At 43.0% G+C, this 22208-nt stretch carries 26 protein-coding genes; 8 read left to right on the forward strand and 18 right to left on the reverse strand.

Annotation, left to right across the window (positions count from 1 at the left end):
* Positions 1 to 5 precede the first annotated feature (5 nt).
* On the forward strand, positions 6 to 365 hold the full coding sequence (locus DWX62_RS02470; protein ID WP_050551128.1) for a hypothetical protein: 360 nt from the start codon (positions 6 to 8) through the stop codon (positions 363 to 365).
* On the opposite strand, the gene DWX62_RS22210 is transcribed toward DWX62_RS02470, so the two are convergent.
* The 11 genes from DWX62_RS22210 to dnaK form a co-directional block, all read right to left on the reverse strand.
* Positions 351 to 857 (reverse strand): BREX-1 system adenine-specific DNA-methyltransferase PglX, encoded by a 507-nt coding sequence (locus tag DWX62_RS22210; protein WP_243636240.1) that lies wholly within the window; start codon positions 855 to 857, stop codon positions 351 to 353. The genes DWX62_RS02470 and DWX62_RS22210 overlap by 15 nt on opposite strands.
* Positions 829 to 1479, reverse strand: coding sequence for a master DNA invertase Mpi family serine-type recombinase (locus DWX62_RS02480; protein WP_009276694.1), 651 nt, complete (start codon positions 1477 to 1479; stop codon positions 829 to 831). Before DWX62_RS02480 ends, DWX62_RS22210 begins: the two co-directional genes overlap by 29 nt.
* Positions 1480 to 1586: 107 nt before the next feature.
* Entirely contained in the window at positions 1587 to 2234 is a 648-nt protein-coding gene (locus tag DWX62_RS02485) for a hypothetical protein (RefSeq protein ID WP_009276695.1), read from the reverse strand.
* On the reverse strand, positions 2234 to 3136 hold the full coding sequence (locus DWX62_RS02490; RefSeq protein ID WP_009276696.1) for a relaxase/mobilization nuclease domain-containing protein: 903 nt from the start codon (positions 3134 to 3136) through the stop codon (positions 2234 to 2236). The genes DWX62_RS02485 and DWX62_RS02490 overlap by 1 nt, the downstream gene beginning before the upstream one ends.
* The gene (locus DWX62_RS02495; RefSeq protein WP_009276697.1) at positions 3120 to 3494 is read right to left on the reverse strand and encodes a MobC family plasmid mobilization relaxosome protein; all 375 of its coding nucleotides are present in this window, start codon (positions 3492 to 3494) and stop codon (positions 3120 to 3122) included. The genes DWX62_RS02490 and DWX62_RS02495 overlap by 17 nt, the downstream gene beginning before the upstream one ends.
* 95 nt (positions 3495 to 3589) lie before the next feature.
* Positions 3590 to 5392, reverse strand: coding sequence for a DUF3987 domain-containing protein (locus DWX62_RS02500; protein ID WP_009276698.1), 1803 nt, complete (start codon positions 5390 to 5392; stop codon positions 3590 to 3592).
* Positions 5343 to 5942, reverse strand: coding sequence for a BT4734/BF3469 family protein (locus tag DWX62_RS02505; protein WP_010185565.1), 600 nt, complete (start codon positions 5940 to 5942; stop codon positions 5343 to 5345). Before DWX62_RS02505 ends, DWX62_RS02500 begins: the two co-directional genes overlap by 50 nt.
* Positions 5939 to 6292 carry a helix-turn-helix domain-containing protein gene (locus DWX62_RS02510; RefSeq protein ID WP_004313943.1) on the reverse strand — a complete coding sequence of 118 codons (354 nt, stop codon included), beginning with the start codon at positions 6290 to 6292 and terminating at the stop codon, positions 5939 to 5941. The genes DWX62_RS02505 and DWX62_RS02510 overlap by 4 nt, the downstream gene beginning before the upstream one ends.
* Positions 6293 to 6605: 313 nt before the next feature.
* Positions 6606 to 7868: a site-specific integrase gene (locus tag DWX62_RS02515; RefSeq protein ID WP_009276700.1), complete on the reverse strand. Its 1263-nt coding sequence runs from the start codon at positions 7866 to 7868 to the stop codon at positions 6606 to 6608.
* Positions 7865 to 8428 (reverse strand): helix-turn-helix domain-containing protein, encoded by a 564-nt coding sequence (locus DWX62_RS02520; protein WP_009276701.1) that lies wholly within the window; start codon positions 8426 to 8428, stop codon positions 7865 to 7867. Before DWX62_RS02520 ends, DWX62_RS02515 begins: the two co-directional genes overlap by 4 nt.
* A 213-nt stretch (positions 8429 to 8641) precedes the next feature.
* A complete protein-coding gene (dnaK, locus tag DWX62_RS02530) occupies positions 8642 to 10561 on the reverse strand; it encodes a molecular chaperone DnaK (RefSeq protein ID WP_005831748.1) in 1920 nt (639 codons plus the stop codon).
* 445 nt (positions 10562 to 11006) lie between these two features.
* Between dnaK and DWX62_RS02535 the strand changes: the two genes are divergently transcribed.
* On the forward strand, positions 11007 to 12407 hold the full coding sequence (locus DWX62_RS02535; protein ID WP_117680914.1) for an MATE family efflux transporter: 1401 nt from the start codon (positions 11007 to 11009) through the stop codon (positions 12405 to 12407).
* 53 nt (positions 12408 to 12460) lie between these two features.
* Positions 12461 to 13036 carry a Crp/Fnr family transcriptional regulator gene (locus tag DWX62_RS02540; protein WP_120172563.1) on the forward strand — a complete coding sequence of 192 codons (576 nt, stop codon included), beginning with the start codon at positions 12461 to 12463 and terminating at the stop codon, positions 13034 to 13036.
* 81 nt (positions 13037 to 13117) lie between these two features.
* Here DWX62_RS02540 and DWX62_RS02545 read toward each other — a convergent pair whose 3' ends face one another.
* Positions 13118 to 13909 carry an META domain-containing protein gene (locus DWX62_RS02545; protein ID WP_120172564.1) on the reverse strand — a complete coding sequence of 264 codons (792 nt, stop codon included), beginning with the start codon at positions 13907 to 13909 and terminating at the stop codon, positions 13118 to 13120.
* Between the two features lie 195 nt (positions 13910 to 14104).
* Here DWX62_RS02545 and DWX62_RS02550 point away from each other — a divergent pair, with 195 nt between their 5' ends.
* From DWX62_RS02550 to recA, 3 genes are read left to right on the forward strand one after another with little or no spacing between them, the layout of a single operon-like run.
* The gene (locus tag DWX62_RS02550; RefSeq protein WP_005831761.1) at positions 14105 to 15298 is read left to right on the forward strand and encodes a saccharopine dehydrogenase family protein; all 1194 of its coding nucleotides are present in this window, start codon (positions 14105 to 14107) and stop codon (positions 15296 to 15298) included.
* Positions 15299 to 15350: 52 nt separating this feature from the next.
* Positions 15351 to 15797 carry a thioredoxin-dependent thiol peroxidase gene (gene bcp / locus DWX62_RS02555; RefSeq protein WP_057258658.1) on the forward strand — a complete coding sequence of 149 codons (447 nt, stop codon included), beginning with the start codon at positions 15351 to 15353 and terminating at the stop codon, positions 15795 to 15797.
* Between the two features lie 18 nt (positions 15798 to 15815).
* Complete coding sequence (gene recA, locus DWX62_RS02560; protein WP_005831765.1) at positions 15816 to 16853, forward strand: recombinase RecA; 1038 nt, start codon at positions 15816 to 15818, stop codon at positions 16851 to 16853.
* A 67-nt stretch (positions 16854 to 16920) separates the two neighbouring features.
* Here the strand turns inward: recA and DWX62_RS02565 are convergent, their stop codons facing one another.
* From DWX62_RS02565 to DWX62_RS02580, 4 genes are all read right to left on the reverse strand, one after another.
* A complete protein-coding gene (locus tag DWX62_RS02565) occupies positions 16921 to 17631 on the reverse strand; it encodes a DUF4252 domain-containing protein (protein ID WP_057258657.1) in 711 nt (236 codons plus the stop codon).
* Between the two features lie 6 nt (positions 17632 to 17637).
* Entirely contained in the window at positions 17638 to 18162 is a 525-nt protein-coding gene (locus DWX62_RS02570) for a hypothetical protein (RefSeq protein ID WP_005832693.1), read from the reverse strand.
* Positions 18143 to 18658: an RNA polymerase sigma factor gene (locus DWX62_RS02575; protein ID WP_009038129.1), complete on the reverse strand. Its 516-nt coding sequence runs from the start codon at positions 18656 to 18658 to the stop codon at positions 18143 to 18145. The genes DWX62_RS02570 and DWX62_RS02575 overlap by 20 nt, the downstream gene beginning before the upstream one ends.
* Positions 18659 to 18787: 129 nt before the next feature.
* The gene (locus DWX62_RS02580) at positions 18788 to 19132 is read right to left on the reverse strand and encodes a helix-turn-helix domain-containing protein (protein WP_005832695.1); all 345 of its coding nucleotides are present in this window, start codon (positions 19130 to 19132) and stop codon (positions 18788 to 18790) included.
* Between the two features lie 160 nt (positions 19133 to 19292).
* Between DWX62_RS02580 and DWX62_RS02585 the strand changes: the two genes are divergently transcribed.
* Both DWX62_RS02585 and DWX62_RS22520 read left to right on the forward strand, forming a co-directional pair.
* Positions 19293 to 19880, forward strand: a complete 588-nt coding sequence (locus DWX62_RS02585; protein WP_008665422.1) for a hypothetical protein — start codon at positions 19293 to 19295, stop codon at positions 19878 to 19880.
* A 2-nt stretch (positions 19881 to 19882) separates the two neighbouring features.
* Positions 19883 to 20194: a transcription termination/antitermination NusG family protein gene (locus DWX62_RS22520; RefSeq protein WP_034532981.1), complete on the forward strand. Its 312-nt coding sequence runs from the start codon at positions 19883 to 19885 to the stop codon at positions 20192 to 20194.
* Here DWX62_RS22520 and DWX62_RS02595 read toward each other — a convergent pair.
* Together DWX62_RS02595 and DWX62_RS02600 are read right to left on the reverse strand one after the other, a co-directional pair.
* Complete coding sequence (locus DWX62_RS02595) at positions 20182 to 21204, reverse strand: putative sulfate exporter family transporter (protein WP_008665419.1); 1023 nt, start codon at positions 21202 to 21204, stop codon at positions 20182 to 20184. The genes DWX62_RS22520 and DWX62_RS02595 overlap by 13 nt on opposite strands.
* Positions 21205 to 21316: 112 nt before the next feature.
* A complete protein-coding gene (locus tag DWX62_RS02600; RefSeq protein ID WP_057252305.1) occupies positions 21317 to 22204 on the reverse strand; it encodes a LysR family transcriptional regulator in 888 nt (295 codons plus the stop codon).
* Between the last annotated feature and the right edge of the window lie 4 nt (positions 22205 to 22208).

Below are 22208 nucleotides of genomic sequence, written 5' to 3' on the forward strand. Positions count from 1 at the left end.
CATATATGAAATGCAAAAAGAAAGAAAAGACTGTACAAAGCACAGAAAGCATGAGTTTCTTTTCTTGTGTCAACCAGGTTCCAGAGTTCTATCTGATTTCTTTAATGAACTCTAGATTTGCAGCTATATACGTTGATAATTTTATTAATTCGACTTCTCATTGTACAACAGGAGATGCTAAATTAATTCCTGTATTAATTCCAGATAATGAGATATTAAAATCGTGTAACAGATTATTTACCAGTGCTTTTGAGTTAAAAAAGTCTGTTGCTAAAGGTATAACAACAGACATATCAATTCAATCAGAGTTGGAAATAATAGAAGAGGAAAATGACAATTTAATAGCATGCTTATATTCCATATAGTTCTGCTTGTACATAATAATCCAAATCTCGTTGCAATGCTAATAGTTTTTCTTCCGCAGTTGTTCTATCAACCAAGGAAGAAAAACTATCTTTCTTTAAACAAATCGCCTCTTTACATAACTGTTCTATTTTATTCAAAATTTTTAAATTTGGTATTACGATTGGTAACTGCCTCGCATCATTTATTTGGAAATGAGATGTATTGTTCACAAAATTATCTACATAGAGACTAATAAGCTCCGAATTAATAAGGCTAACGTAATACCAATCAGGTATTTGGTTCATAGAGAATAAACTCATACTTAAAACATCAAATACGCCATTACCTTTCAGTCTTGCTTTAAGATAAGTAGAATTTACATCTATCCAACAAAATCCCTCCCTAAAGTAGAATTGAGGATTGCGGACAACTGGCATTCCTTCACCTTTCTTTCCTGAATTTGTCTTCAAAAACTGGACGATATTAATAGATTCCTCTTTCCCATCTGCCATTAACAGATTTAGTAGGTAAACGAATACCAGTATATGCCAAATACCGATATAGAGTTCCTCTCGCAACTTTTATTTTTTTGGCTATTATTGGAATACTTACTCCTTCTGATAACTGCTTTACAATAAAGAGATGTTTAGCTTCGCATTTCGAATTTGGGCGATTGTTTCTACGCCCAGTAGCACGCCCTATTGGCTTTCCCTCAGACTTTAATCTTGCTAAGGCTTCTTTTGTGCGCTGGCTAATAAGATTCCGCTCAATCTCCGCAGATAAACCGAAGGCGAAAGCTAACACCTTACTTTGGATGTCTTCGCCTAAGCGATAGTTGTCTTTTATTGTCCAAACCTTACATTCCTTAGTCATGCAAATATTCAATATTTCCATGATCATGAACAGATTCCTACCAAGCCGTGACAACTCGGCACATATAATAAGGTCATCCTTGTTTACACGTTTCAAAAGTTTACCAAGTTCTCGCTTACTATAAGATTTTGTACCACTGATGGTTTCCTCTATCCAACCATCTATCACTAGTTTATTGCGCTCACAGAAATTATTAATTTCAAAACGCTGATTCTCTACAGTTTGTTTATCACTGCTTACTCTAATGTATCCGTAAATCATAACGCTAAAATTTATATTAACACACACCAATATAAAAAATCCCTTCACAATTAATTGAGATGTAAAAGGATAAATTGGAGTAAACAGTATATACGTAAAAACATATACTAATTTTTCCTTTTTATTGCTATCTGCTTTTTTATCAAGTTCTTATGCTGCTCATTCACCACCCGATACATCGAATAATACGCAAAGGCTTCTTCTCTATGCCTCATGCTACTAACTGATGCAGCAACAGCCCATGTAACTATAATGATAACAAACACTACGACATATCGAAGTTTGATATGATGCCCCCGTATAAACATCCCATTGATATTTGGTGGAATAATGGTTACAGGGCTTTTCAATTCATTGATTCTCACAAGTATCTCGTCCTGCCGCTTTAATATGCAATCGGTATTTGCTTCAATAGTCATACGATTGAGATTGTAATCGCAAACGTGTCTATAAAGATATTCTAGAAATTTAGACTTCTGTTTGAATAGTTCAATAAGCTTCGGGAACCATAGCGAAAACGGCAATGTATCAGGTTGCTGCTTCCAGATATGTTTCTTCACCACTGATAACGCATCATTCCAACAGGAACAGAAACTTTTGGCGATTCCATCATAAATGGTCTTTTCGTCAAAGTCCACTTTTACAGATTGTTCTGGTTTAGGAACTGTAGTATTCTGTTTTTCAATACACTCTTTTAGCTCGTTGATACTTTGGCGCAAATTCGCAAGATTTGCAGCTACTACATCTTCTTTCATTATCTTCTACGTTTTGAGGTTTTATAAAAAGGTTCGTTTCTTTGGTTATCCTTATCTTTATCGTTTCGCCATCCTTGTTCATTGTTGGTTCCTCCACCTCCTCCACTGGGAATTATGGCTTGATGGGGTTGAATAATCAGTTCCGCTGCCACATTACCCAATGTAGCACAAAGACTGTTAAAACTCAAATCACGGTCAAGTTTAGAACCAGCCATGCTATATTCATCCTGACAGAAGGATATACCACAAATTTTATCCGAGTTCTCAGCGTGATTAAAACGCATATCTATACCCAAACCTTTGAGAATACTAAAAAAGCTATTCCAAGAACGGGAATTTGCTCGTGCGTCAAGCACAGAGGAACGAAGATTATACTTCCGTAGTTGATGAGGACGCAAACGACTCTTATTTCTGGCTTTACTATTTTTAGGGGCAAAGTAAAGTCCATACACTTTAGTTAAAACGCGACAAACTTTTGCATTGCGTATTCTTTCATTACTGTCAGAAATGAGATTGCCTTCATTGTTTATCCGATTGAATACCAAATGACAATGAGGATGTTTCGTGTCGTGATGCCGGGCTATGATATATTGAGTATTGCGAATCCCCATTTGCTCCATCCATTTCTTGGCAATTTCCACCATAAGCGCATCCCCTTCTTCATTATCTGGAAAACGGCTAATATCTTGCAAAGAGAAAGCAAGTGATACGTGCTTCACAGGACTCTTTACTTTCGGGCGCATGGATGCTTGAAGGTAAAAAGAATCGGCAATCAACTTATTGCTAATGGCACATACTCCTTCGTGCGCCAAAAGTGTAGCGCATTTCTTCTTGCTCTTTTGGTCGTTGGCATAGTTTACAATACCTCCGAAATCAACTCTTGTTTTAATCTTCGCTATCATGACAGGTATTCTTTACTTGGGTGATAATTCTACTAACTTCCGAGATAATCGAAAAACACTGTTGTTTGACTGTTTCCAATCCATAGATGTGCATCTGATGGGCAATCTGATTGACGTTATTGGCGATACCGGAAAGGTCACGAATTGCCGATACTATTTCCGGACTGATACGTTGACAGACCTGACAATCCATTGCTGCCTGATGGCAAAATTCATTGACTGACAATCCTGCCTGTTCCGCTTTGGATTGGATATAAATGTAGTCGTTCTCGGTAAACATTACCCGAAAACATTTGGTACGTTTCTGATAGCTCGCCAACTTTGGGCGACCACCAAGTTTCTTTTCCTTTATACTCATATTGATTCTCGATATTGATAAATTATTTTTTTGAGAGTGGCAGTTCTATCGCTTGCCGCATAGGTTTTAGTGACACTAAAACACAAACTTGCCACTCAAAAAATCTTCCTATATTTCCCCTGCTCTATCCGGCATAGCTTGCCATCTTTAATAAAGGCTTCTATCCACTTATTTGCTGTACTTCCATTCTCGCCCAAAGTTAAAACCACCGCATCATAATCTTTCTTTGTGAAAGTGTCAGGCAACATATTATAAAGGGTGTTCCTTCGTGCATAAACGCCTGTCTCTTGCGAAACGGTATTGAATCGTTTAGACTGATTTCCTGACAAATTCTGATAAATGAATACGGCATGATAAAGCAGGGTGTCGCAAATACTCATGGCTATGGAATAGTCAAACTCATGGCAAACCAATTGTACAGTCTCGTCAGAAGAAGATTTGTGAATCACATTATCCAAATGTCGGACAGCGGTTAACATCATCATTATACGATAAGCAATTAGTCCCATCCGTCTGACTACTCCTTGCATCTTGTTATCCACTTCGTCACAACATTCCTCATTCACACGACTGAGATATTCAATAAACTGTTCCTGCAAATCAGAGGGAAGAGAAAAGGAATAATTACCCCGCCTCACAAATTCTTTATGCAGATGACAGAATTTATCTCCCAACAGTTTGAACATGGCATTCTTGGATTGAGAAATGTCGCTTGTGGCAAACACATTTCTTATACCTCGTTTGAAGCGGATAATATAGAAACAAAAGCGACTCATCAATCCATTTTCCGCATCAGGTATCAATTTTCTTACTTGCTCTGGAGTTCCAGCCAAAGCTACCGAAACTCTCGGATTAGCTACTTCGCAATACTCCCTGTCCTTGCGCCGACTCAAACTTACCAACTCATGGTGAAATGCCTTTCGTAACACATCGGAATAGTTACCATAGTCAGACTTCAAAGTCTGGCTTAATGTGTCTCCTTCCGATTCAAACAACAGCCCGATTCCGTCATTATCCCCCAATATCTTCAAGAAAGAACTTGCGCTACTATTGGCAGGAATGACGAGCATACGCATGGGCGGTTCTGTTGGCATAGTCATTTCATCAGTTTTCTTACCTTTGATATAAGCGCTCATCGCTTCTTTGTATTCCTGCTCTAATCGTTTGGAAAGTTCATGCAAATTACGATTGATGGGAGCTACCAATTCCCGGCATAAGGTCAATGCTCCTTTTCCCATACCTGCATCTGCCACAACGAACAGATAGAGATTCGGATAAACAATGCGCTCATCGTAAACACCACAAACATTATGAAAGCAGACCGACAAACACACAATAGCCCCAATCAGTATCGTATCACGGTCATCTACTGAAATGGAATTATTGACAACCTCATTTAGAAAAGGAGGAAGATGCTCAAACACACATTCAGGAAATACAGGAAGTTCTTCTTCTGATTTTATCCATTTACCCGTTTTACCATTTTGGATATTTGGTAAAATGGATAAATGCTCTTTACTGAACGGAGCCAATGGGATTCCGGCTTGATTTGCCAAATGGAAGAAAGAACGGATAGTAATGCCTTGCCCTTTAGAGTGCAGGCAATGCGTATATTGTTGATCCGTTTCTTCCCTTTGATAGATAGGGTAAAACCTGCTGATACGGTGATAATACTCCCGTCCATTCTCTCCCAATCCATCCACAAGCGCAAAGCCCAACTCCACCCAATCTTTATAATTAGGGGCTATATCAATGGAACGTTGTTCTATCTCCCGAACAACACTTTCCACATCTTCCTCCACCTTATTATATATAGGGACAATACTTGGTGTATGTGCCTGTTGTATTTCAGAAGGGACATTCTCCCAATCTTGGGCGGAAAATATTTTCTTCGACATCATCTTTGTATTTATGGTTAATATATGCTTGTGGGTCGTAGGATAAGAAGCATGAACGAGCCACATCACTGCCGGACATATCCACTAATGGCAAACCTGTTGCTTTGATGCAGTTGGCAACAGCCTTAAAGTACCGGGAATGTTCCCAGCCTTTCAAGTCAACAGGTATTATCCACTTCAATCCATTACCAGATGGACTGACAAATAACAGTTCCGTATCAAAATACTCATGGTTGAGCAGTTGCTGTTTTAACTCCCCTATGTTATCCACATGATCGAAATCCAAACACATCAATCCTGAGTGCATAATCAGTTCCTTCTCATTACGCTTGCGAAATAATCCCGAAAAAGTACAATAGTCAAAATGAGTGGCTTTGTATCTTTTGGCTTCGGAAGAAGATAGCATCAAACGCAGGGCTTCGGTTTGTGGTTGGGCATAATGCCCGATGATATAACGATACACATCCACAATACCTACCGCCCTTATCGGTTCGATGTTTTGAATGGGCTTGCGAAAGAATGAAAAACAATAGTCTGTCGTTTCCATCATCTGATAATCTTTTTAGATTCGACAAATCGTCTGGCTTCTTCCATTAAGTCATCTTGTGTCTTATGTGATTTGTTCTTCAACCAATCATCAATCTCTGATTGCAGGAAAGCCAACGCTTTATTTATTTTATGTACGGGAATCTGTTTGGTTGATACCCATCCATAAACCGTTTGTTTGGCTGGATGTGATGGAAGATAAGCGCAAAGTTCGTCTATATCCATCCACTTAGGTGAGTTACTTGCCTGCTTATGTTGCAAGGCATTTACTTTGGATTGCAGTACTTCTACGGACTCAATCAGGTAGGACAACGCATTCGGCATTTCCTCCAATGAATTTACTTTATAGGCCATTTTTTCTTCGTATTAAAGTTTATGCCGCAAAAGTATAGGGATGCTTATAGGTGCTAAATAGGTGCTTGACCGCCACCAATCAACCGCTCATTTACCACTGACAGATTTAAGTTTCATTAATACGAGAATTTATTGGAAGACATAATAAAAGGGGAATAAACCACTATTGGGACTAACACATTCCTTATCGAAAGCTTCAATCTACAAAATACCCCTCAAAAAGCCGATGCTTCATGAGGGGTAAACGGTGGTAAGTATATGATTGGTATTACATAAGTCATTGGTGCTCAATGGTGGATAAAACCACCACAACCTATAAATCCAAATTCTCTATATGTAGTGTATTGGCGGCTTTCTCTTTTTGTTCATTTACGATGTGCGTATAAATCTGCGTGGTTTTGACGTTAGTATGTCCCATCAAAGACTTGATAGTGTATATGTCAACGCCATTTTCCAGCAACAATGAAGCATAGCTATGACGGCCACAATGGAAGGTGATGTGCTTCTTGATACCGGATGCTTCTATCCAGACTTTCAACGGGCGAGAAATCCAAGAGGCATCAGTCAACCCTTCAAAAACAAGTGCTTCATCATCGTCTGGACGTATGCCGCATAGTTGAAGTGCCTGTTGAATGACTGGCTTGTAATCGGGTCTTTTTGTCTTTTGCTGAATTACGACTGCTTGCCATGTACCCTTGCTTGTTTGCTGAATTTGTTTCCATCTCAAAGTTTGAATATCGCTATGCCGCAATCCAGTGAGAATAGAGAACAAGAACGCACGTTTCAAAACATCATCCTTGCAAGGAGTATCAACCAACATCTGTACTTCATTCATGGTAAGCGCAACACGAGGTTTCTCTATGTTTGTTATCCCCTTTACTTTCGCGCTTATATCAACGGTCAGATATTCATCAATGAATGCCTGTTTCAATCCGGCTTTGAGTATAGAGAAATAAGTCGATGCCGTGTTTTGTGAGATAGTACCTTTCTTATTCCCTCCCATTGGAGCACGGAGAAGGAACATCTTTATATCTTCAAGCAGTTTAACGGAAATCGTCTTGAATGGAATTGGCTGCCCTTGTGAATACATTTTCAATAATTCGCCTACACGCCTCCAGTTGACTATAATCGAATCGGAACTATTGGGATGACGTGTGCTTATAATACGATTGAAATACTTGATAAAATCCTGTTCGCTCCGTTCATTCTGTGCAGCTATTTCGTTTTCCTTATCAGTGTAAAGGATGGCACTATCGTATTCGTGTTGGCGTAACTTCCGCACATTGTCGGCATAGATACAAGCCTCTTGGTCTATCGTTGAACGGCATTGGATAATCCCATTCAAATCACGTTTAGGCTTATAGTTGAATGTTCCATCCGGCAGGATGCGTGCAATGGACGATTTGTCCCAAACAGGCGTGGATATAGTCCGGTTAATGGATTCCACCACACGGCTTGCACGGGTTGAACCTCGTTTGTACACTGGGTACGACTCTATAATCAGATACCACTCTTCTTTGTAGTTCGACCTTCTGAGTTTGACGGTCACTTTGGTATTAGGTAATGCTTTCTTCATTTTACTTCTGATTTATATAGATTATCAATTTCTTGCTTGGGTACATACACATAGTTTCCTATTTGTCTTGAGGGAATAGAGTATTTTCTAACGTGCGCCCATACTGAACTGTCATTAATATGGTACTTCTCACAAATCTCAGTAATGGTATAGCAATCCTCCGGCTCTAAGCTGTATGTTTTAGGAACAGGCTTTTCTTTCTCCGCAATACTTTCCGGTCTGTTTAGAAAAAGCCATTCCATTTCAGAGCGTTTGATACGTGTGAGCCTTGTACCCATATTGATAGTTGGAATACGTCCCAATTTAATCAGGCGATACAGAGTGCTACGTTCCACCCCGAACATAGCGACGGCTTCCTTTACAGAAATGTACTCTCTGATGTCTGATACTTGTTTAGCAATGGCTTCTAACTTCGCGTTTCTATCCTTTGCATCCTTTTTGCGTTTCCAAGCCACTTTACCACATTTAGGGGAACAATAGTGACTGTCAAGTGTTTTTGCGACAAACACTTTGCCGCAGACCTTACACTTCCGTTTGATTTCAAATCCGATTGTTGGCATGTTATCTACTTTTAAGTATGTATTAGTATGTATAAGTGTGATTAAGTACCACATTATCTACTTTTTTGTCTTGTCGCAAACATGTCGCAAATAAGAGATAAAAAAGCCCATAGAAAACACATAGCAACCATGAACTCCATAAACGCAAAAAGCGTGCAACTCATTGAGCTGCACGCTTTTGCTTATTGTTTATTATCTGTATCCTTATCGGAATCATTTGACTTCCTCAAAATCAGCATCCTGCACATTATCGCCATGCTTTGTATTATCCTGAGCACCGCCTTGTTGACCTGCATTCATATCAGGACCAGCCTGTGCACCACCCTGAGCACCGCTCTGGGCATACATTTCAGCACTTGCAGCCTGGAATGCCGTATTCAGTTCGGCCATGGCAGAATCTACGGTAGCCAGGTCTTGAGCCTTATGGGCATCTTTCAGCTTCTGCAAAGCAGCTTCAATCGGAGCCTTCTTGTCGGCAGGGAGCTTGTCGCCGAGTTCCTTCAACTGATTTTCGGTTTGGAAAATCATAGAGTCGGCCTGGTTCAACTTGTCTACTTTCTCACGCTCTTTCTTATCTGCTTCGGCATTGGCTTCGGCTTCGGCTTTCATCTTTTCGATTTCTTCCTTGCTCAAACCGCTGGAAGCTTCGATACGGATAGCCTGTTCCTTACCGGTAGCCTTATCTTTGGCAGACACCTTCAAGATACCGTTGGCGTCGATATCGAATGTCACCTCAATCTGAGGAATACCGCGACGTGCCGGAGCAATACCTGTCAGGTTGAACTGGCCGATTGACTTGTTCTGTGCAGCCATCGGACGCTCACCCTGCAATACATGGATGGTAACCTCCGTCTGGTTGTCGGCAGCAGTAGAGAATGTCTCGCTCTTCTTGCAGGGGATGGTAGTGTTGGCATCAATCAGCTTCGTCATCACACCACCCATAGTCTCGATACCCATAGACAGCGGAGTAACATCCAGCAACACAACGCCCTTAATTTCGTCCGTCAAAACGGCACCCTGCACGGCAGCACCTACGGCTACTACCTCATCCGGATTCACACCCTTGGAAGGAACTTTACCGAAGAAGTCTTCTACCAACTTCTGTACAGCCGGGATACGTGAAGAACCACCTACAAGGATTACTTCATCGATGTCCGCATTGTTCAGACCAGCATCGCTCATAGCCTTCTTACAAGGTTCCAAACAAGCTTGAATCAAGTTGTGAGCCAGAGCCTCGAACTTGGCACGGGTCAACGTCTTCACCAAGTGCTTGGGCACACCGCCTACCGGCATGATGTACGGCAAGTTGATTTCAGTGCTTGTAGAAGAGGACAGTTCAATCTTAGCCTTTTCAGCAGCTTCCTTCAGACGTTGCATAGCCATCGGGTCTTGAGTCAGGTCGGCACCTTCGTCGTTCTTGAACTCCTGAACCAGCCAGTCGATGATTACCTGGTCGAAATCATCACCACCCAGGTGAGTGTCACCGTTGGTTGACAATACTTCGAACACACCGCCACCGAATTCGAGGATAGAGATATCGAATGTACCACCACCAAGGTCGAATACGGCAACCTTCATGTCCTTGTGAGACTTGTCAATACCGTAAGCAAGAGCTGCGGCAGTCGGCTCGTTCACAATACGCTTCACTTCAAGACCTGCAATCTGACCGGCTTCCTTCGTAGCCTGGCGTTGGGAGTCTGAGAAGTATGCGGGGACGGTAATTACAGCTTCTGTCACTTCTTGTCCCAGATAATCCTCGGCAGTCTTTTTCATCTTCTGCAGAATCATTGCAGAGATTTCCTGCGGGGTATAGAGACGTCCGTCGATGTCTACACGCGGAGTATTGTTGTCACCCTTTACTACTTTATAAGGCATACGGCCGATTTCTTTCTGTACCTGGTCCCAGTTTTCGCCCATGAAACGTTTGATGGAGAAAACCGTACGGGTGGGGTTCGTGATAGCCTGACGCTTGGCAGGATCACCGATTTTACGTTCGCCACCATCAACAAATGCTACTACTGAAGGAGTGGTGCGCTTGCCTTCACTGTTTGCAATTACTACAGGTTCGTTACCTTCGAATACTGCAACGCAAGAGTTTGTTGTTCCTAAGTCAATACCAATAATTTTTCCCATGATCGTTATTTTTTTATTTGTTATTATTCTGTTTCGACGTCCGCCTCAGTGGCAGACGCCAATAAAAAGACAAACGTTGTGCCAAATTGTTCAGAGCAGCCGCAGATTTATACTTGTGGCAGTTTGTCTGTCAGTTTGGCAGAATTAAAATCATTTTTTCTGTCGGAAATTACCATTTGTTAATTTCCATTCCATTCAAAAGCTCTACTTTTGTCGCCCGAATCAGAGATGATAAAACATGAACAACATTAATCATTTCCCTTGCATACCTTTAACCGTTCCTCCATGGAGAAAATATTGTTCCACCGTGGAGAAAATATCATTCCACCACGAGGGAAATATCGTTCCACCATGGTGGAACGATTAAGGATTAGTTAACATTGGGCTTAATCGTAGCAACGGAAATGATTGGTTTTCACATATTAAAGAAATAAATAAGATGAGTATGGAAAAAATGAGAGACAGTATCGACTTCAAGAACACGGACATCAAGACATTGTTCCGCAAACTATTGCTCCCTACTGTACTGGGGATGATTTTCTCCGCACTATTCGTTATCACCGACGGCATCTTTGTCGGAAAAGGAATCGGCAGTGATGCTTTGGCGGCGGTCAACATTGTGGCACCGCTATGGTTGTTTTCTACGGGTGTGGGACTTATGTTCGGCGTCGGCGCCTCTGTGGTAGCCTCCATTCATCTGTCACACGGAAAGGTCAAGGTGGCACGCATCAATATCACGCAGTCGGTAGTCATATCTTCCTTGTTGCTGATGTGCACCTCCACCCTATTCTGTTCATTTGCCCCGCAGGTGGTAAAGCTGCTCGGAGGGTCTGAACGGCTCACGCCATTGGCTGTGGAATACATGCTTTGGTTTGTGCCTTTCTCTCTGTTCACGGCATTGCTCAATTCGGGTATGTTTTTTCTGAGGCTGGACGGTTCGCCCAACTTCGCCATGATGTGCAATGTGGCGGCTGCCGTTCTGAACATCCTATTGGATTATCTGTTCATCTTCCCCTTTGGCTGGGGAATGTTCGGTGCCGCACTGGCAAGTGCCATAGGTACCACGGTAGGTGCATTGATGATAGTATTCTATCTGATGCGCCGCCGGTGCGCACTGCGCTTCCACCCCATTAAGATGAGCCGGAAAAGCATGCAACTGATGCGCCGCAACATTGGCTATATGTGCCGATTGGGTTCCTCCGCCTTCTTGTGCGAGGTGGCGATTGCCTGCATGATGTTTGTCGGCAACCAGGTGTTCATCCATTATTTGAAGGAAGACGGAGTGGCGGCATTCAGCATTGCCTGCTATTTCTTTCCTATTATATTTATGGTATATAATGCCATTGCGCAGTCGGCGCAGCCGATTATCAGTTATAACTACGGCCTGAACGAGAGCCAACGTGTCCGCCGCGCCTACTTGCTGGCACTGAAAACGGCCATAGGCTGCGGGGTATGTTTTGCCCTGGCCACAATATTCTGCAGCCCTGAAATTGTCGGCATGTTCATAGACCGCAGTTATCCGGCTTATGACATAGCGGTAAAAGGGTTGCCTTTGTATGCCACCGGCTTCGTGTTCTTTGCCGTCAACATCGTATCCATCGGCTATTTCCAGAGTGTGGAGCGTGCCAAGTATGCCACAGTTATCACCCTGCTGCGTGGTTTTATCCTGCTGACAGCCTGCTTTTTCGGACTGCCCCTGCTATTGGGAGACCGGGGAATCTGGCTTGCCACTCCTCTTGCAGAAATGCTGACAACCCTATTTATCCTCGTGATTTACATATCCGGGAAAAAGGAACATAAAGAAAAATCCGTATCTTTAGACAAGATGGGCTGCACCCCAACATAACTTTTTCATGCAAGCATAAAAGTCCTGTCTTCGGTTTACACTATCTTTGCAGCATGGAAACTATGATAAAGAAATTCTGCAAGAAGTATAAACTACCGGAAAACACTTTGCACGAACTTCTGTCACACATGGCAGAAGTTCGTTTCAGCAAGGGAGAACTCATTATCAGCGAAGGGGAAAGGAACAGCAACTTCTATCTTTTGAAGAAAGGCATCTGGCGCGCCTACTACCTGACAGACGGCACGGAAAACTCCCTTTGGTTCGCCGCACCGGGCGACACAGCTTTCTCATCGTGGGGATATGTGGACAGCGAGGTTTCCCTCATCAACATCGAATCAGTGAATGAAAGCATCGCCTATTGTATCAGTAAGCCTGAGCTGGAAGCCCTTTTTTCGCATTCCATAGACATGGCCAACCTCGGCAGAAGAATCTTTGAACGGGAAATTCTGTCGGTAGACAGTTCCACAGTAGCCTACGGCACCCCTCCCACTGCCAAAGAAAGGTACATGACACTGATGGAAGAGAATCCGGAACTGCTGCAGGATGTACCGCTCAAGTATCTGGCTTCTTATCTCTACATCACTCCGCAATCCCTGAGCCGGATACGCGCAGGATTAAAGAAAAAGTAAAAGACCTTTTTATGTCAAGATGCAAAAAAGGCTCTTAGCAGATTATTTCTGTAAGAGCCTTTATTATTTCAACCTATCTTGTCAGTTCTTCACCAACACCATCACCAGGTTATTGTCAGCATCGTACAGCCCGATGCCTCCGCCTGCCAGCTTGCCAAAAGACTGAACGGAATTCAAGGCTTTCAGCACACGGCTTTCCACCTCCATATCAGGGCATGCCATCATGGTACTGATAACTTGCGGGAAAGAGATTGCCGACGGATTTTCATCATCAACCTGGAAAGCGCCGTTAATCAGATTGCAACCCGCATTGCCGTGCAAGCGCTTTTCTGCAATATTAAATTCAATGAACGGCTGCTTCTCCATTCCGTCGGGAATAGCCTCGCCCGCAGCCTCACTAATCATCCACTTACCTTCCAAATCAGACAACTTGGAAACGGACTCTTTCTTCTGCAACACGACTATGGGACGATTGGAAGCACCGCATAAAGCTATATTTTCCTTTCCCAGCTTCTTATACTTTTTCACTTTGTTCAAAGCCGACAACACATTATTTTCTACAGTCATATCCGGACAAGCCATACGGGTACTTGCCAAAGCGCCAAGGTCAATCGTGCCGGGTTTGGCATTCACGTCAAACGAACCCATCATACGGTTGCAACCACTGTTGCCAAATACTTTTCCAGTCTTTGTGTCAAAACCGATATAGGGAAATTCCTGACCCGGAGCAGGGACTACGGCAGTACCATTCACTTCAATAATATTCCACTCACCGCTGATGGAAGAAAGAGTTGCGGCATTTTTGGTTGATGCACAAGAAGACAAGCCCATCAACACGCTTGCCATGCATAGGGAAACAAATACTTTTTTCATTGTTATTCGTTGTTTAAGTTAATTTATTCAAGGGGCAAATATATAGAAAATAACCCAAATGCAAGTAATTTGTTTAATATTTGAAGCATTTACCTCAAAGTATTTAGCAGGATTTTAATGTTTATCTAAGAATTAACCCTTATATTTGCTCTCCGTATTTTTTATAAACCTAATATAATAATATAGTACAAAGAAATGGGTAAAGTTCTTATTATCGGTGCAGGCGGTGTAGGTACCGTTGTTGCGCACAAAGTGGCTCAAAATCCTGATGTGTTTACAGAAATCATGATAGCCAGCCGCACCAAGTCCAAATGTGACGCTGTTGTCAAGGCAATCGGTAACCCGAACATCAAAACCGCCCAGGTAGATGCCGACAGCGTGGACGAACTGGTAGCACTCTTCAATAGTTTCAAACCCGAAATCGTCATCAACGTAGCCCTCCCCTACCAAGACCTCACCATCATGGAGGCTTGTCTGCAAAGTGGAGTCAACTATCTGGATACCGCCAATTATGAGCCGAAAGATGTTGCCCACTTTGAATACAGTTGGCAATGGGCCTATAAGAAACGCTTCGAAGATGCCGGACTGACCGCCATCCTCGGTTGCGGTTTCGACCCGGGAGTGAGCGGCATCTATACTGCATACGCCGCCAAACATCATTTTGACGAAATACAATATCTGGACATCGTAGACTGCAATGCCGGAAATCATCATAAAGCATTCGCCACCAACTTCAATCCGGAAATCAATATCCGTGAGATTACACAGAACGGCCGCTATTATGAAAACGGAGAATGGGTGACAACCAAGCCGCTGGAAATCCACAAAGACCTGACTTATCCGAACATCGGTCCGCGCGACTCCTACCTGCTTTATCACGAAGAACTGGAGTCTCTGGTGAAGAATTTCCCCACCATCAAGCGTGCACGCTTCTGGATGACGTTTGGACAAGAGTATCTAACCCACCTGCGCGTTATCCAGAACATCGGCATGGCACGCATAGACGAAGTGGAATATAACGGCATGAAGATTGTTCCGCTGCAATTCCTGAAAGCCGTCCTCCCCAACCCGCAAGACCTGGGCGAAAACTACGAAGGCGAAACATCCATCGGTTGCCGCATCCGCGGACTAAAGGATGGCAAAGAGCGTACCTACTATGTATATAACAACTGTAGCCACCAGGAGGCCTACAAGGAAACCGGTATGCAGGGCGTAAGCTATACCACCGGTGTGCCCGCCATGATTGGTGCCATGATGTTCCTCAAGGGATTGTGGAAAAAACCGGGTGTATGGAATGTTGAAGAATTCAATCCGGACCCGTTCATGGAACAGCTCAACAAACAAGGCCTGCCTTGGCATGAGATTATCGACGGAGACTTGGAAGTTTGAAATTAATGATTAAACATTAATCATTATCCACTAATCATTAAACATTAATAAAGTGAATATAGGAGATAAAGCACCCGAAGTATTGGGTATCAACGAAAAAGGTGAAGAAATCCGCTTGAGCGACTATAAGGGAAAGAAGATTGTACTTTACTTCTACCCCAAAGACATGACATCCGGCTGCACGGCACAAGCCTGCAACCTGCGGGATAATTATGCCGACCTGCGCAAAGCCGGTTATGAAGTCATCGGCGTCAGTGTGGACAGCGAAAAGTCACACCAGAAATTTATTGAGAAAAACAATCTGCCTTTTACCCTGATTGCAGACACCGACAAGAAGCTGGTAGAACAATTCGGAGTATGGGGCGAAAAAAGCATGTATGGCCGCAAATATATGGGAACGTTCCGCACAACTTTCATCATTAATGAAGAAGGTATTGTAGAGCGCATCATCACTCCGAAAGAAGTGAAGACCAAAGACCATGCGGCACAAATTTTATAATCATTAAACATTAACAACGTGGCAAAAAAAGACGAACTGAATTTTGAAAATGGCAGCAATCTGGCATCGGGCGAAAAACTGAAAGCCTTGCAGGCTGCCATGGACAAGATAGAAAAGAGCTTTGGTAAAGGCTCTATCATGAAAATGGGCGACGAAAGCGTCGAACAAGTAGAAGTTATTCCCACAGGTTCCATCGGCCTCAATGTGGCTCTTGGTGTGGGAGGATATCCCCGCGGACGTATCATCGAGATTTACGGCCCGGAATCTTCCGGTAAGACAACCCTTGCCATTCATGCCATCGCCGAAGCGCAAAAGGCAGGAGGCATTGCCGCATTCATTGATGCAGAACATGCTTTCGACCGCTTCTATGCAGCAAAACTGGGTGTGGATGTGGACAATCTGCTGATATCACAGCCGGACAATGGCGAACAAGCACTGGAAATCGCAGAGCAACTGATCCGTTCCTCCGCTATTGACATCATTGTAGTGGACTCTGTGGCTGCCTTAACCCCGAAAGCTGAAATTGAAGGCGATATGGGTGACAACAAAGTAGGTCTGCAAGCCCGGCTCATGTCACAAGCCTTGCGTAAACTGACGGCAGCTGTCAGCAAAACACGCACCACCTGCATCTTCATCAACCAGTTGCGCGAAAAAATCGGTGTCATGTTCGGCAATCCCGAAACAACTACCGGCGGTAATGCACTGAAGTTCTATGCCTCCGTACGTCTTGACATCCGTGGAAGCCAAGCCATCAAGAACGGCGATGAAGTAATCGGCAAGCAGACCAAAGTGAAAGTTGTGAAGAACAAGGTAGCTCCTCCTTTCCGTAGAGCGGAATTCGACATCATGTTCGGTGAAGGCATCTCCCGTGCAGGCGAAATCATTGACTTGGGTGCAGAGCTTGGCATCATCAAGAAAAGCGGCTCATGGTTCAGCTATAACGAGACGAAAATTGCCCAGGGACGCGACGCCGCCAAGCAGGTCATCCTTGACAATCCGGAACTGGCAGAAGAGCTTGAAGGGCTTATCTTTGCAGAATTGAGAAAAGACAAATAACAAAAAAACTTGCCAATAGAAAAACAAAACATTCTATTGGCAAGTTTCCCTAAAAGGTTACCGCTTCCTATTCCATCTTTTCCAAACGTTCTTCCAAAGTCTCCATGCTTTTTTCAAAACGTTTCCATGTATCGGTATCCATTTGTTCTTTCAGATACTTGTTGTCTTTCAGTTTAGCTACATTTTCCAGCCCTTTCAATGCCAGTTCTTGCGAATGCTTCAATTCTCCAAGCCAATCGCGGTTCTTCAGCTTCTCTATCTCAGCCCAGTTTATATCCGGAAGCTGTATATTCACATTGTTACCATTCCAGCTGGTATTCTGATACATCATGATATTCTGTATATCCTTCAAAGTCATATCACCTTCCAAATAAACAAATTTCAGAGTGGCTGCACCATCTACAATCATAATCAGCTCCTTCACCTTTTCCCCTTTACGGCTCATGTAGAATTCAGAACTGGAGACTGTTCCCTTCTGCTTCATCAGCAATTCATATCTGGAAGACTGCACCAAAGAACGAAGATCCTTACGCATTTCTTTCTTTACATTATTATCCATTGTAGAAAGTACCTGCACAGAGTTCAACTGTCCGGACACTTTCCCAATATAAACATCTTTAGTAAACAAGTTGGGATTCGTTTCTATCATTGCCTTGGATATGTAGACGGACGACACGCCTTTCATATCTCCATACTTGTTGAATAGGTTCTTCTGTGCCTGGCAAAGCAAAGGCAACATCAGCAGTACACCTGCCAAAATCATTTTCATTGTTTTCATATCAGATTATTGTTGAATTTCTTTTCTTACTTCCTGGTTCACCTTCGTTACGTCTATCCGCGTTTCCTCTATCTGTTCAATTCCCTTGTTCAGATTCGCAGACACCTCGATTAAAGTGGCCTGCAATGCCTTATAAGCAGCTTCCGGATCAGAGAAAGTGTCCTGAGGTGTAGGAGGACGCATATCCTCTCCCATGTTCGTAATGCCATAACCTACACCTACAAGAACCAGAATGGTGGCAGCAATACCTCCTATCCAGCGCCAATTACGTTTGGCCTTGTTCCGGTGGAAAAAACGTTGTTCCTCTTCAGCCTTTTCATCAATCATCCGGCTCAGTTTATCCTCCAATCCGGCGGGAACATTATCCACCACTTCCCCGGGAAAAAAGCTGAGAAAGAGTTTCTTGTCCTTCTGCAAGTGCTCGGGCACTTCTTCGGTTCTGAAAGCTTCCTTCAACAACTCTTCTTCCTGCTCGTTGGTATTCCCTTCATAAAATTCGGCGAGCAGCCTTTCAATTTCCTCGACTTTCATAGTTACTCCATTTATTAAATTCCTCACGTATCTTTTTTCTTGCCCGGGACAACAGTACACGGACATTGGTAGCATTCAATCCCGTGACCTGCTCTATCTCTTCATAAGAACATCCCTTGACATCACGCAACGTTACTATTTTCTGCTGTTGCACCGGCAGATGGGCAATGATGTGCCTTACCTGCTGCACTTCATCCCTCACTTCAAAGTTATCTGCTTGAGACATATTATGCACTTCGGCCAACTCCACACTCTGTCTGCTCAAAGTATACTTTCCCGAACGAAGCAAATCAAAGCACATATTTTTCACCAGAGTAACGCTGAATGCTTCCGGATTACTGATAATGGCCAGTCCTTCCCGCTTGTCCCACAACTTCAGATAAGCTTCCTGCACCAAATCTTCAGCATCGGCAGCATTCTCCAACAGCCTATAAGCTATGCAGTACAATTTGCGATGATATGGCAGAAACTCTTTTTTAAAACTTTCAGCGTCCATGGGCTATTTATCAATAGTAGATTCCTGTTTATACCCTTCAGACGTAGGGGGAAAGGATTTTGTTACACGACCAGGAAGAAAAAATGGAAAAAAAATGAAAACACCAATAGCACCAGCCCAAGAGTGCGTTTATTTCAAGACATCAGCAATCCGCTTTTTAAGATTCAATTTTGCAATGTCTTCAGGCTTCAGCTCAAGCTCCACCAACACCTTCGCTGTGGAGAGTCTGTATTCCTGCTCTAACGTATCATAATTTATCTGTTCCTTATGAATGGAATACAACAAAGCAAAATCGTAGTTCAAGGCACGTGAGACATTATACAACGTATCCGTATCAACACTTTTTCTCGTAAGCATATAGTCTACACTTTGAGGCTTAACTTTCAGTCTTCGTGCAAGTTCCGCCTTGGTAACCTGCTGTTCAAGCATCACGTTCTTGATTATCTCTCCGATGTATATATTACTTTTTTCCATTTATATGAAGGTACAAATTAATCATTCATATTATAAGGAACACCAATACCAATTTGTCTGTATGTATCGTTCTTTTTATTCATAATTCGTTTGTTTTATCAAATATTTTATGATACTTTTGCAACATATTCATATAAACAAACAAATAATATCTGCTATCATGAATTTACTGACATGTATTCTCATAGCCATCCCTATCGGCATTATTTTTATTATGCTATGGATATACAATGACTACCGGAAATATAAGAAGAAAAATAAGCTGGCCATTTTGCTGTTTCTCCTATTTCCAACCACTTTATCTGCACAATACGTTGATGCGGGATGCCAAGTATCCTTTAAATGGCTGGAGAACCAAAAAGGGAAATTAGAGTATACAAAAGATGGGGTTACTTATAAGTTTATTCCAAACGACTCCCAATGGGAAATTATAATTCGCAACAACTCTTCAGAAGATATCCGAATAAACTGGGAAAATATGCAATTCATTGTGGACGGAAGAACCTCAGAAGTCAAATACCCCATACTGGCAGAAGCGGAAACTCCCTTTGCAATAATAAAAAGCCAGGCAGAAACAAGCCAAAAGATTGGTGTGACAACTTATACGGCAAATAACTCTCAAATATACAACAAGAAAGATATTCGGAAAGGAAGGAATTCCTCCATTACCATTATCCTTCCCATATCTATCGGTAAGCACCCTCAATTCTTCACCTCTTTCGACTTTATCATCAAAAAAGTGAACTAACTATGACTTCTCAAGATATAAAAAAACAGCTGAAAGAACCACATTTCTGGAACATTGTATTAACTGGTCAGCACGCCGAACCGAGGACAAAAGCAATGCTGGAAGCAAAAGGTATCATAACTTGGCTTCCACTTGCTCCGGTCCGGCGTCAATGGGGAAGGATATTAAAAGAAATACACACCCCGGTTATCCCGAGATGTGTATTCGTCTATATATCCAATGAGGAAAGAAATACGTTGCAAAAATCCTACCGACTTCTTCAACCGGAAGTTATACTTCAAGAACTGCCGGACCGATGCAATCAGAACAAGTAGATATATGCCAACGTGCTCACACTAATCACTATCCACAACAAGGTGCCTTGTATCAAGGGCTTGATGCCTACTGCCTTCAGTACATCACGTGACAGAGAGGCACCGATAAAGAACAGAGTGATAGTCAGCGTCTTGCGGGCCAAAGAATTGATTCCCTCCCCAATCATGGCACCCGTTTCGGTAGTCCCCAGCACATAAGTATTGAAAATCATAGCCAGCACAAAGAAGAAGATGAACCAGGGAATACTGATTTTCTGTCCCTTACTCTTAAAGATGAACGAAGTTACCAGAGCCAAAGGAATAATCCATAAGGCACGTGTCAGCTTTATAGTCGTTGCCACCTTCAGGGCCTCCTCGCCATATGCGGCACCTGCTCCCACTACCGAACTCGTATCATGTATGGCAATGGCCGCCCATGTGCCGAACTCATGCTGGCTCATGTTCAAAGCGTGGCCTATCATCGGAAAAACAAACAATGCAATGGCATTCAATATAAAGATGGTGCCCAATGCCACAGACATCTCACTGTCCTTTGCCTTCAATACCGGACCCACAGCCGCAATGGCACTGCCTCCGCAGATAGCCGTACCGGAGCTGATAAGATAAGAAGTGTCACGGTCCACTTTCAGGAACTTACGTCCTATGAGCCAGCCTATGAGCAATGTCCCCACTACAGAAATAATCGTGAACTCCATTCCCTCCTTGCCCGAAGCCAGGGAAGCCTGCAGATTCATTCCAAATCCTAACCCTACAACAGAGTATTGCAACAGGTACTTTGAAGTCTTCTTATTGAACTTCGGATGTGCCTGCCCACACAGCAACGCAAAGGCCAACCCCAAGAACAACGCCAACGGCGGAGTGACCCATGCCGAATAGGCATGCATACCGGGCACATAATCCAGCAGCAGAAAGAAGGAGAGGACAACCAGAAGAGATACATAAATAAATTTATTATTACTTTGAAGAAAAGGCATATTAATGCTTTTAGCCAAAACTCGATTTGAAACCATACTGTTTACTTTACTATATTACTAATGTTTATTCCTTAATTTTCCGGGTGCAAAGGTAGTTCTATTTTAGTACACCCGCCAATCGTTTCTACTTATAGACTATAACTTATTGTTATCGGGACATAAACATATAGTTCATAAAGGCTTGTGACAATCCTCCTTCCTGCCCTTGCAACTGGACAAAGCAGAAGTCGCGAAGCATGGGCATATCCTTTATCTCGACCACGCGGAAAGTGCCTGCAGCCAGTTCCTTGCAGATGGAACGGATAGACACGATTCCCATGCAATCGGAGTTTTCAAGAAAGAGCTTGATGCTTTCGGTACTACCCAGGTACATCAGTACATGGAGTGAGGCAAGCTTGACGCCGTGCTTCTGGAGCGAGCGTTCTATCACATCCAACGTACCAGAACCACGCTCACGAAGCACTAAAGGAATAGCGAGCAAATCCTGGGGAGTAATCTCTTCGGGCAATTGTAAACGGCTTTTGGAATGGACTACCGCTACCAGTTCATCCTCAAGAAAAGTAGTGTACTTCAGATTGGGAAGGCGGAAAACCCCTTCCACCAATCCCAAGTCAATGCGGTGTTCCTGCAAAGCGGCTTCTATTTCCCGGGAATTTCCATTGAGCAAGGACAAGTTGACCTGCGGAAACTTGCCGATAAAACTGCCCAGCAACGGAGGAAGCACATACTGCGCAATGGTAGTGCTGGCTCCCAACTTGAGTTCGCCAATATATTCGTTATGTAACAAGTGCATTTCATATTCCAGCCGTTTATAGTCCTCCAATATCCGTTCGCAATGCTCCAAAAGCAGCCGGCCCGACTCGGTCAAACTGATTTTACTTCCCTGCCGGTCGAAAAGCCTCGTCTGGTAAGTGGCCTCCAGCTCCTGGATATGCTTGGTTATAGCCGGCTGACTTACAAACAACTCTTGCGAAGCCTTTGTAAAACTCAAGTTCTTGGCAACAGACTGAAACACTTTTAAACGGAAATCACTCATATAC

This window comes from Bacteroides sp. AF20-13LB, from assembly GCF_003603065.1.
In the GTDB taxonomy this organism is placed as follows: Bacteria; Bacteroidota; Bacteroidia; order Bacteroidales; family Bacteroidaceae; genus Bacteroides; species Bacteroides uniformis.

What these genes read in the sequence shown, in the direction of transcription:
- DWX62_RS02470 (WP_050551128.1), top strand. Translation starts at nt 6, where the DNA reads ATGAAATGCAAAAAGAAAGAAAAGACTGTACAAAGCACAGAAAGCATG.
- DWX62_RS22210 (WP_243636240.1), bottom strand. Translation starts at nt 857, where the DNA reads ATGGCAGATGGGAAAGAGGAATCTATTAATATCGTCCAGTTTTTGAAG.
- DWX62_RS02480 (WP_009276694.1), bottom strand. Translation starts at nt 1,479, where the DNA reads ATGATTTACGGATACATTAGAGTAAGCAGTGATAAACAAACTGTAGAG.
- DWX62_RS02485 (WP_009276695.1), bottom strand. Translation starts at nt 2,234, where the DNA reads ATGAAAGAAGATGTAGTAGCTGCAAATCTTGCGAATTTGCGCCAAAGT.
- DWX62_RS02490 (WP_009276696.1), bottom strand. Translation starts at nt 3,136, where the DNA reads ATGATAGCGAAGATTAAAACAAGAGTTGATTTCGGAGGTATTGTAAAC.
- DWX62_RS02495 (WP_009276697.1), bottom strand. Translation starts at nt 3,494, where the DNA reads ATGAGTATAAAGGAAAAGAAACTTGGTGGTCGCCCAAAGTTGGCGAGC.
- DWX62_RS02500 (WP_009276698.1), bottom strand. Translation starts at nt 5,392, where the DNA reads ATGTCGAAGAAAATATTTTCCGCCCAAGATTGGGAGAATGTCCCTTCT.
- DWX62_RS02505 (WP_010185565.1), bottom strand. Translation starts at nt 5,942, where the DNA reads ATGATGGAAACGACAGACTATTGTTTTTCATTCTTTCGCAAGCCCATT.
- DWX62_RS02510 (WP_004313943.1), bottom strand. Translation starts at nt 6,292, where the DNA reads ATGGCCTATAAAGTAAATTCATTGGAGGAAATGCCGAATGCGTTGTCC.
- DWX62_RS02515 (WP_009276700.1), bottom strand. Translation starts at nt 7,868, where the DNA reads ATGAAGAAAGCATTACCTAATACCAAAGTGACCGTCAAACTCAGAAGG.
- DWX62_RS02520 (WP_009276701.1), bottom strand. Translation starts at nt 8,428, where the DNA reads ATGCCAACAATCGGATTTGAAATCAAACGGAAGTGTAAGGTCTGCGGC.
- dnaK (WP_005831748.1), bottom strand. Translation starts at nt 10,561, where the DNA reads ATGGGAAAAATTATTGGTATTGACTTAGGAACAACAAACTCTTGCGTT.
- DWX62_RS02535 (WP_117680914.1), top strand. Translation starts at nt 11,007, where the DNA reads ATGGAAAAAATGAGAGACAGTATCGACTTCAAGAACACGGACATCAAG.
- DWX62_RS02540 (WP_120172563.1), top strand. Translation starts at nt 12,461, where the DNA reads ATGGAAACTATGATAAAGAAATTCTGCAAGAAGTATAAACTACCGGAA.
- DWX62_RS02545 (WP_120172564.1), bottom strand. Translation starts at nt 13,909, where the DNA reads ATGAAAAAAGTATTTGTTTCCCTATGCATGGCAAGCGTGTTGATGGGC.
- DWX62_RS02550 (WP_005831761.1), top strand. Translation starts at nt 14,105, where the DNA reads ATGGGTAAAGTTCTTATTATCGGTGCAGGCGGTGTAGGTACCGTTGTT.
- DWX62_RS02565 (WP_057258657.1), bottom strand. Translation starts at nt 17,631, where the DNA reads ATGAAAACAATGAAAATGATTTTGGCAGGTGTACTGCTGATGTTGCCT.
- DWX62_RS02570 (WP_005832693.1), bottom strand. Translation starts at nt 18,162, where the DNA reads ATGAAAGTCGAGGAAATTGAAAGGCTGCTCGCCGAATTTTATGAAGGG.
- DWX62_RS02575 (WP_009038129.1), bottom strand. Translation starts at nt 18,658, where the DNA reads ATGGACGCTGAAAGTTTTAAAAAAGAGTTTCTGCCATATCATCGCAAA.
- DWX62_RS02580 (WP_005832695.1), bottom strand. Translation starts at nt 19,132, where the DNA reads ATGGAAAAAAGTAATATATACATCGGAGAGATAATCAAGAACGTGATG.
- DWX62_RS02585 (WP_008665422.1), top strand. Translation starts at nt 19,293, where the DNA reads ATGAATTTACTGACATGTATTCTCATAGCCATCCCTATCGGCATTATT.
- DWX62_RS22520 (WP_034532981.1), top strand. Translation starts at nt 19,883, where the DNA reads ATGACTTCTCAAGATATAAAAAAACAGCTGAAAGAACCACATTTCTGG.
- DWX62_RS02595 (WP_008665419.1), bottom strand. Translation starts at nt 21,204, where the DNA reads ATGGTTTCAAATCGAGTTTTGGCTAAAAGCATTAATATGCCTTTTCTT.
- DWX62_RS02600 (WP_057252305.1), bottom strand. Translation starts at nt 22,204, where the DNA reads ATGAGTGATTTCCGTTTAAAAGTGTTTCAGTCTGTTGCCAAGAACTTG.